Raw genomic sequence first — 12,209 nt, 5'->3', positions numbered from 1 at the left:
CCCCAAGCCGGGAGGAAGCCGTCATGGATGACACGCTCAAGTGGGATGCGCCCGGTGATCCGGCGGAGTTCGCCGGTTCCGCCGTCGTCCTGGTGGGCGGCGCGCTGGGGTCGGGCCCGGAACTGCTGCGGGCCTTCGCGGCGCGCGGCGCCAAGGTCGTGGTCGGCGTGACATCGGCGGAGGACGCGGCGCATGCGGCGTCGGTGGCGGGTGCCTGCGGCGCCGCCTGTCTGCCGGTGGAGACGGACGACGAAGCCGAGGTCGAGCGTTTCTTCGATGCCTGCGTGTCTCGGCTCGGCGGGCTGGACATCCTCGTGAACGTGGCCGCGCCGGTCAGCACCGCGGACGCGCTGGATACGCACGCGGCGCGCTACCGGGACGTGATCGAGCGGGAACTGGTGGGGCCCATCCTGTGCATCCAGTCGGCGGCGCGCCGGATGAAGGAGCGCGGCGGCGGACGCATCGTGTCGTTCTCCTCGATGTCCGGCAAGACCGGCGTCCATCGGCACGTGGCGCCCTATGCGGCGGCCAAGGGCGGGCTGATCGCGTATTCGCGCGTGATGGCGGCGGAGCTGGCGCCCCACGGCGTGACGGTCAACGTGATCGCCACGTCCCTGTTCGACGTGCAGGTGGCGGGCGCCAGCGAGGCCCGCATGGAGGAAGTGGTCAAAGGCATTCCCGTCGGCCGCGTGGGCCGGTCCATCGAGGCGGCGCACGCGGTGTTCTACCTGGCCTCGCGCCACGGCGCGTACGTGACGGGCGAAACGCTGAACCTGTCGGGCGGCAGGTTCATGGATTAGTGGTTGGAGGATAGGAATCGATATGTCTGCGATGTTTGCAAGAGAGCATGGAGGCGGGGAGGCCGGCCTGGATCCGTCGTCGCTGATCTGGCAGGACGAACGCCATTTCCGCGTGCACACGCGCGCCTATACCGATCAGGCGGTGTTCGACGCCGAGATGGCGCGCGTCTTCTCGAAGGTCTGGGTCTATGTCGGCCATGAAAGCGAGATCCCCAACCCGGGCGATTTCAAGACGGCCTACATCGGGACGCAGCCCGTCATCGTCTCGCGGGCGGCCGACGGCACGGTGCACGTGCTGGTCAATCGCTGCGTGCACCGCGGCGCGGTGATCGCGCGCGAGACCCGCGGCACGGTGCGCGACTTCACCTGCCCGTACCACGGCTGGGTGTTCGGCCTGGACGGCAAGCTGCTGGCGGTGTCCGAACGCAACGACTCGGGCGGCTATGCCCCCGACTTCGACGCGCCCGAAGGCTTGCACCGGGTGCCGAAGGTCGATGCCTACCGGGGGCTGATCTTCGCCAACCTGGACCCGGACGCCGTCGACCTGGACACCTACCTGGGACGCGCCAAGAAGACCATAGACCGCAAGTTCGGGCGTTCGCCGGCGGGGCGCATCGCGCTGCGCGGCAAGCCATTCGTCATGCGCTACCAGGGCAACTGGAAATTCCAGATCGAGAACATCGTCGATGCCTACCACTTCCTGCATACGCACAAGGGCTTCGTCGCGCTGCAGTCCAAGTACGGCGAAACCACCGGCGACTATGGCGCGCACAAGGGCGGGTCGGCCAAGGCCATGCGCCAGATCCGCTTCAAGGGATCGAGCTGGGCGCTGCGCCACGGCCACGCCCAGCTGGAGAATTCCGGCACGGCCGATCCCGAGGCCTTGCTGAACGGCCCGCACCGCGCCTACTACGAGGCCTTGCGCGACATCCACGGCGAAGAGGAATTCGCGTTCGTGGTCGGGCGCATGTCGGGCACGATCTTTCCCAACCTGGGCCTGATCCACCAGCAGATCCGCACCTGGCGCCCGATCGCGCCGGACCTGACCGAGGTCACCATCTACCTGTACGACCTGGTCGACGCGCCGCGCGAATTCAACGAGGGCTGGATGCGCAGCCAGGAGCGCTTCTATGGGCCGGCCGGCCACGGCATGGCCGACGACGTGGACATCTTCGCGCGCAACCAGCAGGGGCTGGCGGGCAGCGCGGTGGACTGGCTGGTGCTGGAGCGCGGGCTGCAAACGGACGAGAGGCTGGCCAACGGCGACATCAAGGGTCTGCCGGCCAGCGAGGCCCCCCAGCGCGCGCTGTGGCTGGCGTGGAAGCAACTGATGGCGCGACGCTGAGGAGACCGGGCGCATGCATTTCCCCACTACATGGACTCGCGCGGACGCGGAAACCCTGCTGATACACGAAGCGGACCTGCTCGACACCCGGCAGCTGGACGACTGGCTCAAGCTCTTCACCGAGGACGGGCTGTACTGGATACCGCTGGATCCGGCCGAGGAGCCGGGCCAGAACGCCGCCATCGTCCACGACGACACGCTGCGCCGGGAAGAGCGGGTCTATCACCTGCTGCACGTGGAATTTCCCGCGCAGTCGCCGCCATCGCGCACCCTGCACCTGATCGGCAACGTGCGCGTGCAGGAACATGCCGAAGGCTTCCTGGTGAAGTCCAACCAGGTGATCTACGAGATGCGCACCGGCGACAGCGCGCAGGTCGGCATCGGCGAGATCCAGCCGCTGGTGACGACGATGGAGCACATCTGCCGCCCAACGGCCCAGGGCGTGCGGATCGTCCGCAAGACCATCACGCTGATGAACCACGATGCGTGGCTGGGCAACCTGACCTTCCTGCTATGACGCGGGCCGCGGGCCGTCGTCCAGGCCCAGTTCCCTGAGTATCTCTTCCGTGTGCTGCCCGAGTCCCGGCGCGCCCCGCCGGTACGAGGGCGGCGTGGCGCTCCAGCGCGCGGGAAAGCCCGGCATGCGCAGATCGCCTTGCGTGGGGTGCGGCGCATGGATGAAGAAATCCACCGCCGCCAGGTGCGGATCGTTCACCAGGTCGGCGATGCCGCGCACCGGGGCCGCCGGTACCTCGGCCTTCTCCAGCAGCGCCAGCCAGTGCGCGGTGGTGCCGCCGGCGAACAGTTCCCGCAACTGGCGATCCACGGCTGGCGCTTCGCGGGCGCGCGCGGCGCGGGTGGCGAACGAGGGATGCCCCAGCAGGTCGGTCCGGCCTGCCGCCTCGAGGAACTTGCGCCACTGGCGGTCGGTGTTGATGGCGGCGCACAGGTGGCCGTCCGCCGTGCGGAAGTAGGTGCGCTGGCCGTTCAGGTAGCGGTCGTATCCGGGTGCCGACTCGGGCGGATCGAAGACGCTGCCTATCATGTGGTCGGCCAGCACCAGCTGCGCGATCACTTCGAACATCGGGATTTCCAGCTTCTGCCCCGCGCCGTCGCGGGCGACGGCGGCCAGGGCGGCGCTGATGCAGAACGCGGCATAAAGGCCGGCGTAGCGGTCGGCCAATGGAAAGGGGCACGACTGCGGCATGCCGTCGCCGTCGCGTGCCCGGGCCGCCGCCAGCCCGGTCATCGCCTGGATCACTTCGTCGAACGCCGGCCGGCCGGCATAGGGGCCATCCTCGCCGAAGCCGGTGCAGCTCACGTAGACCACCTTGGGATTCACGCGCCTGACGCGATCGTAGTCCAGGCCCAGGCGCTCCAGCGCCTGCGGACGCATATTGCTGACGAACACGTCGCACCAGGCGATCAGCCGCTCCAGCACTCGCCGCGATGCTTCCTGCTTCAGGTCCAGTGCCATGCTGCGCTTGTTGCGGTTCAACTGCAGGAAGGACGGGCCCATGTCGTTCGTGCGGCGCGGTCCCACGGCCCGCATCGGGTCGCCCTCCGGGGCTTCGAGCTTGATGACGTCGGCGCCGTGGTCGGCCAGCATCTGGGTGCAGAAGGGGCCCAGGATGACCCAGGTCAGGTCCAGGACCTTGACGCCGGCCAGCGGGCCGCTGCGCGGCGTGTCTGCGAGTGTCACGTATGTCTCCTGCGCGGGATCAGGGTTGGCCCAGGGCGAGAAAGCGCGTGCGCGCCGCCTGGAACTCGTCTTCCAGCCAGTCCACGACCTGCGCCACCGGCGCGATGTCCCGCACGGCGCCCAGCCCCTGGCCCGCCGACCAGACGTCTTTCCACCGCCGGGTCTCCTTGCTGCGGCCGCTGTCGTAGACGCGTTCCCCGGGCGAGGGCAGGTTGGCCGGGTCCAGGCCGCACTGCACCAGCGAGGGCACCAGCCAGGAGGCCGGCGTGCCGGTGACGGCGTCGCTGACCAGCAGGTCGCCGATGCCGCAGGCGGCGACCATGCGCTTGTGCGCCTCGGCGGCGATGCTTTCCCGGGTCGCCAGGAAGCGCGTGCCCATGTAGACGAAGTCCGCGCCGGCCGCCAGCGCGCCGGCGATGCCCCAGCCGTCGGCGATGCCGCCGCCCGCGACGATGTAGCCGTCGAAGCACGCGCGGACCGCGGAGACGAAGGCGAACGGCGACAAGTGGCCGGTGTGTCCGCCCGCGCCCGCGCACACGCAGACCAGGCCGTCCACCCCGGCCTCGGCGGCCTTGCGTGCCAGCCGCAGGTCGATGACATCGGCGAACACCAGGCCGCCGTAGCCGTGCACGGTTTCCATGACCGGGCGGGGGCTGCCCAGCGAGGTGATGACGATGGGGGGGCGAAAGCGCCGGACCTGTTCCAGGTCGCCGGCCAGACGGGTATTGGTCGAGTGCGTGATCAGGTTCGCCGCCCAGGGCAGCGCCCCGGACGCCCCGTGCGAACCCAGGGCGTCGCTGATTCGCCGCAGCCAGTCGCCATAGTCCTCGCTGGTGCGGACGTTGTTGTTGGGAAAGGCGCCGATGATGCCGGCCCGGGCGGCGGCGATGACCAGTTCCGGTCCGGACACCAGGAACATGGGGGCGGCGAAGACCGGAAGACGTAGACCTGCAAGGAAGCTCATGGTGCTCCTGGAGGCCGGGATCACCCCGGTCTGGTCGCTAGAAAAGATCTGAGGAAATGTATGTATTTTTATGTTCGCGGTCAATATTTTCCGGTGGATTCTAGGTGTTTAACCTAAATGGTTGCTCTGTTAATTGATAAAAATGTATTCATTTTAGAGATTGGGCGAATGCAACCCAGGCGTGGCATGGAAAGAAAGCGGGGGAGGGAAAGCCGCCGGAAGCGGTGCGGCGCGGCCTACGCGGGGTAGTAGGCGCCCAGCACGCGGGGTCCGGCCGCGCCGGTCACGGCGGGCAGGTTGCCGGGCAGGCCGGCAACGTGGCGATGGGCCAGCCAGGCGAAGGCCAGCGCCTCCATCTGCTGGGCCGGTACGCCCGCGTCGTCGGAGGGCGCCACGGGGCAGGGCAATGCTCCGGCCAGGGCCCGCATCAGGCCACCGTTGCGCGCGCCGCCGCCGCAGACCCAGACCTGTTCGCAGGCGGGCTGCTGGCGGCGTATCTCGCGCGCCACCGTCTCGACCGTCAAGGCTTGCAACGTGGCCTGCACGTCGGCCGCCGCCAGCGTGCCGTGGCGGGCCTGCCAGGCCTGCAGGCGCTGGTCCAGCCACGCGGTGTTGAACAGGTCGCGCCCCGTGGACTTGGGCGGCGGAACCGCCAGCCACGGTTCGGAGGCAATGAGTTCCGCCAGCAGGTCCGGCCGCAGCGTGCCGGAGGCGGCGTAGCGGCCGTCTTCATCGTAGTCCCGGCCGGTGTGCCGCGCGCACCAGGCGTCCAGCAGCAGGTTGGCGGGGCCGGTGTCGTAGCCCACGACCCCGGCGGGCGACAGCAGCGTGACGTTGGCGATGCCGCCCAGGTTGACCACGGCCCGCGGCCGCCCGGTGCCGAACACCGCCGCGTGGAAGGCCGGCGCCAGCGGGGCGCCATGGCCGCCCGCGGCCACGTCGCGGCTGCGCAGGTCGGCCACGACCGCGATGCCCGTTCGTTCGGCCAGGCGGGCAGGGGCGTTCAATTGCACGGTGTAGCCGGCATCGGGACGGTGGCGGATGGTCTGTCCGTGGGCACCGATCGCTCGGACCCCGGAGGCGTCCAGGCCGGTCCGCGCCAGCAGTTCGGCGACGACGCGGGCATACAGGTCCGCCAGGGCCAGGCCGGCTTGCGACATCCTGTGGATTTCGTCCGGGCCCGGCGTGTTCAGGGCCAGCAGCTCGGCCCGCAGGGCCTGCGGCATGGCAAGGTCGGTGTGCGCGAGGATGCGGGGGCGGCCGCCGTCGAACACGGCGGCCACGCCATCCACGCCGTCCAGGCTGGTCCCCGACATCAGGCCGATGTACGGTTCGGCCATGAAGGACCGCCTTACTGGGCGGCCAGCGACATGTCGCCCGCCGGCATGCTGTAGTCCTTCAGCTGGGCCAGCAGCGACATCTGGTGCCGCAGGGGATCGGTCTGCTGCTTGAACAGGGCGAGGCCGCGGGCATTGAGCTCGGGGGCCTGCGGCAGCGCGACGGTGAGCGGATCGACCGGCTTGCCGGCGATGCGGAACTCATAGTGCAGGTGCGGGCCGGTGGCCCAGCCGGTCGAACCGACGCGGCCGATGAACTGGCCCTGGCTGACGCGGGCGCCCTTGGACAGGCCCGGCGCGAACGCGCTCATGTGGGCGTACAGCGTGGAGTACTGGCCATGGTGACGGACCACGACCACGTTGCCGTAGCCGTTCTGCTTGCCGATGAAGTCGATGGTGCCGTCGGCGGTGCTGCGGATGGGCGTGCCGGTAGGCGCGCCGTAGTCCACGCCCTTGTGTTCGCGCCAGGTCTTCAGGATGGGGTGGAAGCGGCGCGAGAAGCCGGAGGTGACGCGGGTGAATTCCATGGGCGTGCGCAGGAAGGCCTTGCGCAGGCTCTTGCCGTCGAACGTGTAGTAGCCGCCGCTGACGCCCGACTGCTGGTCGAACCAGATGGCCTGGTAGGGCGTGCCCTTGTTGACGAACTCGAGCGCGATGACCTTGCCGGCCCGCACGTAGTTGCCCTGGTGCGTATAGGTTTCGTAGACCACGTTGAAGTGGTCGCCGCGGCGCAGGTCGCGGTGGAAGTCGATGTCGCCCGACAGGATCTCGGCGATCTGGGTGGCGACGCTGTCGGGGATGTTGGCGGCGTCGGTGGCGCCGAACAGCGAGCTGTAGATCTCGCCGTGGGCGATGCGGGTCTCGCGTTCGGTGTCGAGTTGCACGTCGCGGGCGGACAGGCCCTGCGCCGAGCGCTCGATCTGCAGCATGCGCGAGACGACCTTGTCGCCGGACTCGGCGCCCGGGGTGTGGATGTAGCGCAGCCAGCGGACCTCGCCCAGCGCGTCGGTGGACGCCTGGACCACGCGGCCGGGGTAGAGCTGGTAGAAGCTGCGGGCGTCGGGCGAGGTGCGGATGAAGCGTTCGAGCTCGGGGTCGTCCACGCCCAGCCGGTTCAGCAGCGTGGCGACCGAGTCGCCACGCTGGACGCGTTCCTCGCGGATGAAGTCCGGCGCCTTGGCTTCCTGCTCGGCGACCTGTTCGGACAGGTCCGGCAGGGTCAGCGACTCGACGATGCGGGTCGTGGGCAGCATGGAGGCGTCCGGCGCCAGGGGCGCGACGCCGATGGCGGCGGCGGTGACGAACAGCCCGGCGGCGCCGGTGCCGATGACGATGCGGCGTTTCAGCGGCGACGACGTGATGGTAAGGGTGGCGGGATGGGAGGTGATGCGGGAGAAGGTTTGTTGCACCGCTGCGGCGATGCGCTTGAGCATCGCGCCGGCGATGCCGGAAAACTTACGGTTCATGCGGCCTGGCCCCTGGGGTCGGTTGGGCTAGAATTGCTTCGGAGTGCGGGTCCGGAGCGCGGCGTGTCTCGGGTCCTGTTGTATTGTCGCAACATTGTTGCGGAGCACAAATAGCGTCGCTGGGCTCGATTCATGAACCGAACCCGCGCCTTCATATTTGTAACAACGGGATGTCGCCGAAACGGGCCGAGTATATAGAAACTCCCCCGGGCCTGCCAATACGATTGTTTACACTTGACACACTTTCCAGAGCAGTTCGCGCCATGACCGAAACGAAACCCGACTCGTCCGTATCCCTCCCCTCTGGCACGTCCGGGGCGGCGGCGACATATCCGGTTACACCCGAGGTCGAGCGGGACCTGGCCATTGTGCGCCGCGGCTGCGACGAACTGCTGGTCGAGGCCGAATTCGCGCGCAAGCTCGCCCGCAGTCGGGCCACCGGCGTGCCGCTGCGCATCAAGCTCGGCCTGGACCCCACGGCGCCCGACATCCACCTGGGTCACACGGTGGTCCTGAACAAGATGCGCCAGCTGCAGGAGCTGGGCCACACGGTCATCTTCCTGATCGGCGACTTCACCTCGATGATCGGCGACCCCAGCGGCCGCAACGCCACCCGCCCGCCGCTGACGCGTGAGCAGATCGAGGCCAACGCCAAGACCTATTACGCCCAGGCGAGCCTGGTGCTGGACCCGGCCCGCACCGAAGTCCGCTACAACTCGGAATGGTGCGACCCGCTGGGCGCGCGCGGCATGATCCAGCTGGCCTCGCGCTACACCGTGGCCCGCATGCTGGAACGCGAGGATTTCACCAAGCGCTTCAAGGGCGGCGTGCCGATCTCGGTCCACGAGTTCCTGTACCCCCTGATGCAGGGCTACGACTCGGTGGCGCTGAAGGCGGACCTGGAACTGGGCGGCACCGACCAGAAATTCAACCTGCTGGTGGGGCGCGAGCTGCAGAAGGAATACGGCCAGGAGCCCCAGTGCATCCTGACCATGCCGCTCCTGGAAGGGACGGACGGCGTCGACAAGATGTCCAAGTCCAAGAACAACTACATCGGCATTTCCGAGACGCCTGAATCGATGTTCGGCAAGCTCATGTCGATTTCCGACACGCTGATGTGGCGCTACTACGAGTTGCTGTCGTTCCGTTCGCTGGAGGACATCGCCGGTCTCAGGCGCGAGGCGGAGGGCGGCCGCAATCCGCGCGACATCAAGGTGATGCTGGCGCAGGAAATCGTTACACGTTTTCACTCGGCGGCTGCCGCCGAACAGGCCCTGGCGGACTTCGAGGCCCGTTTCAAGCAGAAGGCCATTCCCGACCAGATGCCCGAGGTCTCGCTCGCGGGCGCACCCCTGGGCATCCTGCAGTTGCTGCGCGAGGCGGGGCTGTGCGCCTCGGCGTCCGAAGCCCAGCGCAATATCGAACAGGGGGGCGTGCGCGTCGATGCGGCCAGGGTCGAGGACAAGGGCCTGAAGCTGGATGCCGGCACCTACGTCGTACAAGTTGGTAAACGAAAGTTCGCCCGCGTCACGGTACGATGAGGGGACCGGAGTCCAGGTAGACGATTTTTAGGAGTATCGCGATGAAGCTCTGGAGCAATTCCTTCATGGATGGCGAACCCATCCCCGCGCGTTATGCCTTCGGCAAGATCGACCCCAAGACCCAGGTGACGCTGTCCGACAACGTCAATCCCCACCTGGCCTGGAGCGACGTGCCCGCCGGCACGCAATCGTTCGCGATCATTTGCCATGACTACGACGTGCCCAGCAAGGGCGACGACGTCAACCAGGCCGGCAAGCAGGTGCCGGCCGACCTGCCGCGCGTGGACTTCTTCCACTGGGTGCTGGTGGACGTGCCTGCAGGCAAGACCGAGATCGAGGAAGGCGAGTTCTGCAACGGCGTGACGCCCCGCGGCAAGGCCGGCCCCATGGCCCCCGGCGATACCCGCCAGGGCGTCAACGACTACACCGGGTGGTTCGCGGCCGACCACGACATGAGCGGCGACTACTACGGCTACGACGGCCCCTGCCCGCCGTGGAACGACTCCATCATCCACCATTACGTGTTCACCGTGTATGCGCTGGACGTGCCCAGGGTGGACGTCGACGGCAAGTTCGGCGGGACCGACGTGCGTCGCGCGATCGACAAGCACGTGCTGGGGCAGGCGGCCATCACCGGCACCTACACGCTGAATCCGGCCCTGGCGCCGCGCCGGATCGCGCCCAATGACTGAGCTCTGGCTGATCCGGCACGGCGAGACCGAATGGAACCGGCTGCGCCGGGTGCAGGGCACGCTCGACATCGCCCTGAACGCGCTCGGCCGCGCCCAGGCCGAACAGGTCGCCGCTCGGTTCCGGCCCGGGCGCGACCACGTGCATGCCATCTATAGCAGCGATCTCGCGCGGGCCCACGACACCGCGCGCCCCACTGCCGCCCGGCTGGGGCTGGACGTGCGGCTCGATGCCGGCCTGCGCGAACGCAAGTACGGTGTCTTCGAGGGGCTCAGCTTCGACGAGCTGGCCGAGCGCCATCCCCAGGCCGCGGTGGCCGTGCGCGAACGGCATCCGGACTACGAACTGGACGGCGGCGAGTCGCTGCGCCAGTTCCACCAGCGCGTGGTGGCCGCGCTGGGCCGCATCGCCGCTGCCCATGCCGGCGAACGCGTGCTGGTGTTCACCCACAGCGGCGTGCTGGATACCGCCTATCGCCACGCCGAAGGGCTGTCGCTGCGGGCCGAGCGCCGGCACACGCTGCACAACGTCAGCATCAACCGCCTGCTGGTCGACGACGCGCGCTGGCGGGTGGACGGCTGGGGCGACGTGGCCCATCTGGAAGGCGCCGGGCAGGACGCCTGGGAAGAACCGGCCGACGCGGCCTAGCGGCCGGCGCCCGCTACCGCCGTGGACCTCAAGCAGCTCGAATACTTCGTGAGCGTGGCGGAACTGGGCGGTTTCACGCGGGCCTCCATCGCGCTCGACATCGCCCAGCCCGCGCTTAGCCGGCAGGTACGCCAGCTCGAAGTCGAACTGGGGCAGAGCCTGCTCAGGCGCACCGGGCGCGGGGTGGTGCCCACCGAGGCTGGCAAGATGCTGCTCGAACACGGACGGGGCATCCTGCACCAGGTCGCGCGCACCCGCGAGGAACTGGGGCGGCTGCGCGGTGCGCTGGCCGGCCGGGTGGCGATCGGCCTGCCGCCCCGCTTCGCCAAGATGCTGACCGTGCCGTTGACCCGCGCGGTGCGGGCGCAACTGCCGGAAGCGGCGCTGTCCATTTCCGAGAGCCTTTCCACAGGCTTGCAGGAGTCGCTGCAAAGCGGCCGGCTGGACATCGCGCTGTTGTACAACCCCGCGCCGTCGCCCGACATCGACAGCGTCGTGCTGCTGGAAGAAGACTTCTACCTCGTCACCCGGCGCGAGGACCGGGCGCGCAAGTCGATCAGCGTGCGCGAACTGGCCGACCAGCCCCTGGTGATTCCGACCCGGCCCAACACCATACGCATGCTGGTCGAGGCCGAACTGGCCAACATCGGGCTGCATCCGCGCATCGCCATGGAGATAGACGGGGTGGCGGCCATGCTCGACCTGGTGGCCGAGGGCGTGGGGGCCGCGGTGCTGTCGGTCAACGCCGTGCGTACGTCCGGCCGAGAGGAAGTGTTCCGCGCGGTGCCCATCGTCAAGCCGCGCCTGCGCAGCAAGCTGGCGCTGGCGGTCAGCGCGCAGCGGCCCGCCACGCGCACGCAGCAGGCCATGCAGGACATCATCCGCGAACTGGTGCTGGACCTGCGCATGTAGCGGCGCGCGCCTGGCGCAGCCATGCCAGTCCGGCCGAGGTGCCGCCCGGCCGATCGCCCAGCCGGGGGTGGTATTCGCAGCCGACCCAGCCGTCATAGCCCAGTTCGTCCATCAGGCCGAACAGATAGGGATAGTTGATCTCGCCGGTATCGGGCTCGTGGCGGTCCGGCACGCCCGCGATCTGCACGTGGCCGACGCGCCCGGTGGGCAGGTAGCGGCGCAGCCGGGCGGCCAGGTCGCCTTCCACGATCTGGCAGTGATAGAGATCCATCTGGATCTTCAGGTGGGGCGAGCCCACTTCACGGACGATCTCGTGGGCCTGCTCCTGGCGGGTCAGGAAGAAGCCGGGCACGTCGCGGGGATTGATCGGTTCGATCAGCACCGTGCGCCCGTCGCGTGCGGCCCGGTCCGCGGCCCAGGCAAGGTTCTCGACGTAGGTCGCGTGCAGGGCCGCGGGATCCGCCTGCGCGGGCATCCGGCCGGGCATGACGTGCAGGCTGCCGCAATCGAGCGCCGCGGCATGGTCGAGCGCGCGCACGAAGCTGTCGCGGAATTCCCGCTGCCGGCCCGGCAGGCAGGCGATTCCGCGTTCCTCCGGATGCGACCTGGGCGTGGCGTTGAAGAACACCAGGCGCAGGCCGTGATCGCGCAGGCGGGCCGCCAGGTCCGCTTGGGGGTGGTCGTAGGGAAAGAAGAACTCGACCGCCGTGAAGCCGTCCCGCATCGCGCAGCCGAACCGCTCCAGGAAGGGGCGGTCGGGATAGAGCATGGAGAGATTGGCGGCGAAGCGCGGCATGGTCGATT

The 12,209-nt window shown here is 68.8% G+C and carries 12 protein-coding genes; 7 read left to right on the top strand and 5 right to left on the bottom strand.

The window, feature by feature from the left end:
- Window positions 1-23: 23 nt before the first annotated feature.
- The 3 genes from EGT29_RS22635 to EGT29_RS22625 are packed head-to-tail and all read left to right on the top strand — an operon-like array spanning window position 24 to window position 2,662.
- A complete protein-coding gene (locus tag EGT29_RS22635) occupies window positions 24-800 on the top strand; it encodes an SDR family NAD(P)-dependent oxidoreductase (protein ID WP_124691099.1) in 777 nt (258 codons plus the stop codon).
- Window positions 801-822: 22 nt separating this feature from the next.
- Complete coding sequence (locus EGT29_RS22630; protein ID WP_124691098.1) at window positions 823-2,145, top strand: aromatic ring-hydroxylating dioxygenase subunit alpha; 1,323 nt, start codon at window positions 823-825, stop codon at window positions 2,143-2,145.
- 13 nt (window positions 2,146-2,158) lie between these two features.
- Window positions 2,159-2,662 carry an aromatic-ring-hydroxylating dioxygenase subunit beta gene (locus EGT29_RS22625; protein WP_124691097.1) on the top strand — a complete coding sequence of 168 codons (504 nt, stop codon included), beginning with the start codon at window positions 2,159-2,161 and terminating at the stop codon, window positions 2,660-2,662.
- Here the strand turns inward: EGT29_RS22625 and EGT29_RS22620 are convergent.
- The 4 genes from EGT29_RS22620 to EGT29_RS22605 form a co-directional block, all read right to left on the bottom strand.
- Window positions 2,657-3,847, bottom strand: coding sequence for a CaiB/BaiF CoA-transferase family protein (locus tag EGT29_RS22620; RefSeq protein WP_124691096.1), 1,191 nt, complete (start codon window positions 3,845-3,847; stop codon window positions 2,657-2,659). The genes EGT29_RS22625 and EGT29_RS22620 overlap by 6 nt on opposite strands.
- A 19-nt stretch (window positions 3,848-3,866) precedes the next feature.
- Complete coding sequence (locus EGT29_RS22615) at window positions 3,867-4,811, bottom strand: nitronate monooxygenase family protein (RefSeq protein ID WP_124691095.1); 945 nt, start codon at window positions 4,809-4,811, stop codon at window positions 3,867-3,869.
- Between the two features lie 236 nt (window positions 4,812-5,047).
- Window positions 5,048-6,151, bottom strand: a complete 1,104-nt coding sequence (locus tag EGT29_RS22610) for an anhydro-N-acetylmuramic acid kinase (protein ID WP_124691094.1) — start codon at window positions 6,149-6,151, stop codon at window positions 5,048-5,050.
- Between the two features lie 11 nt (window positions 6,152-6,162).
- A complete protein-coding gene (locus EGT29_RS22605) occupies window positions 6,163-7,614 on the bottom strand; it encodes a M23 family metallopeptidase (RefSeq protein ID WP_238160173.1) in 1,452 nt (483 codons plus the stop codon).
- A gap of 263 nt (window positions 7,615-7,877) precedes the next feature.
- Here EGT29_RS22605 and tyrS point away from each other — a divergent pair, with 263 nt between their 5' ends.
- From tyrS to EGT29_RS22585, 4 genes are read left to right on the top strand one after another with little or no spacing between them, the layout of a single operon-like run.
- Window positions 7,878-9,155: a tyrosine--tRNA ligase gene (tyrS, locus tag EGT29_RS22600; RefSeq protein WP_124691093.1), complete on the top strand. Its 1,278-nt coding sequence runs from the start codon at window positions 7,878-7,880 to the stop codon at window positions 9,153-9,155.
- A 41-nt stretch (window positions 9,156-9,196) separates the two neighbouring features.
- Window positions 9,197-9,847, top strand: coding sequence for a YbhB/YbcL family Raf kinase inhibitor-like protein (locus tag EGT29_RS22595; RefSeq protein ID WP_124691092.1), 651 nt, complete (start codon window positions 9,197-9,199; stop codon window positions 9,845-9,847).
- Complete coding sequence (locus tag EGT29_RS22590) at window positions 9,840-10,493, top strand: histidine phosphatase family protein (protein WP_124691091.1); 654 nt, start codon at window positions 9,840-9,842, stop codon at window positions 10,491-10,493. Before EGT29_RS22595 ends, EGT29_RS22590 begins: the two co-directional genes overlap by 8 nt.
- Window positions 10,494-10,514: 21 nt before the next feature.
- Entirely contained in the window at window positions 10,515-11,405 is an 891-nt protein-coding gene (locus EGT29_RS22585; protein ID WP_124691090.1) for a LysR substrate-binding domain-containing protein, read from the top strand.
- Here the strand turns inward: EGT29_RS22585 and otnI are convergent.
- Window positions 11,371-12,201, bottom strand: coding sequence for a 2-oxo-tetronate isomerase (gene otnI / locus EGT29_RS22580; protein ID WP_124691089.1), 831 nt, complete (start codon window positions 12,199-12,201; stop codon window positions 11,371-11,373). The two genes, EGT29_RS22585 and otnI, sit on opposite strands and share 35 nt — an antisense overlap.
- Window positions 12,202-12,209: the final 8 nt, after the last annotated feature.

The sequence above is a fragment of the Pigmentiphaga sp. H8 genome (assembly GCF_003854895.1).
Taxonomy (GTDB): Bacteria; Pseudomonadota; Gammaproteobacteria; order Burkholderiales; family Burkholderiaceae_B; genus Pigmentiphaga.
The sequence above is the reverse complement of the archived record's forward strand: the minus strand, read 5'-3'. Positions and strand labels throughout refer to the sequence as shown.

Excerpts from the sequence above, each read along its gene's own strand:
- EGT29_RS22635 (WP_124691099.1), top strand. The coding sequence starts at position 24 with ATGGATGACACGCTCAAGTGGGATGCGCCCGGTGATCCGGCGGAGTTC.
- EGT29_RS22630 (WP_124691098.1), top strand. The coding sequence starts at position 823 with ATGTCTGCGATGTTTGCAAGAGAGCATGGAGGCGGGGAGGCCGGCCTG.
- EGT29_RS22625 (WP_124691097.1), top strand. The coding sequence starts at position 2,159 with ATGCATTTCCCCACTACATGGACTCGCGCGGACGCGGAAACCCTGCTG.
- EGT29_RS22615 (WP_124691095.1), bottom strand. The coding sequence starts at position 4,811 with ATGAGCTTCCTTGCAGGTCTACGTCTTCCGGTCTTCGCCGCCCCCATG.
- EGT29_RS22610 (WP_124691094.1), bottom strand. The coding sequence starts at position 6,151 with ATGGCCGAACCGTACATCGGCCTGATGTCGGGGACCAGCCTGGACGGC.
- EGT29_RS22605 (WP_238160173.1), bottom strand. The coding sequence starts at position 7,614 with ATGAACCGTAAGTTTTCCGGCATCGCCGGCGCGATGCTCAAGCGCATC.
- tyrS (WP_124691093.1), top strand. The coding sequence starts at position 7,878 with ATGACCGAAACGAAACCCGACTCGTCCGTATCCCTCCCCTCTGGCACG.
- EGT29_RS22595 (WP_124691092.1), top strand. The coding sequence starts at position 9,197 with ATGAAGCTCTGGAGCAATTCCTTCATGGATGGCGAACCCATCCCCGCG.
- EGT29_RS22590 (WP_124691091.1), top strand. The coding sequence starts at position 9,840 with ATGACTGAGCTCTGGCTGATCCGGCACGGCGAGACCGAATGGAACCGG.
- otnI (WP_124691089.1), bottom strand. The coding sequence starts at position 12,201 with ATGCCGCGCTTCGCCGCCAATCTCTCCATGCTCTATCCCGACCGCCCC.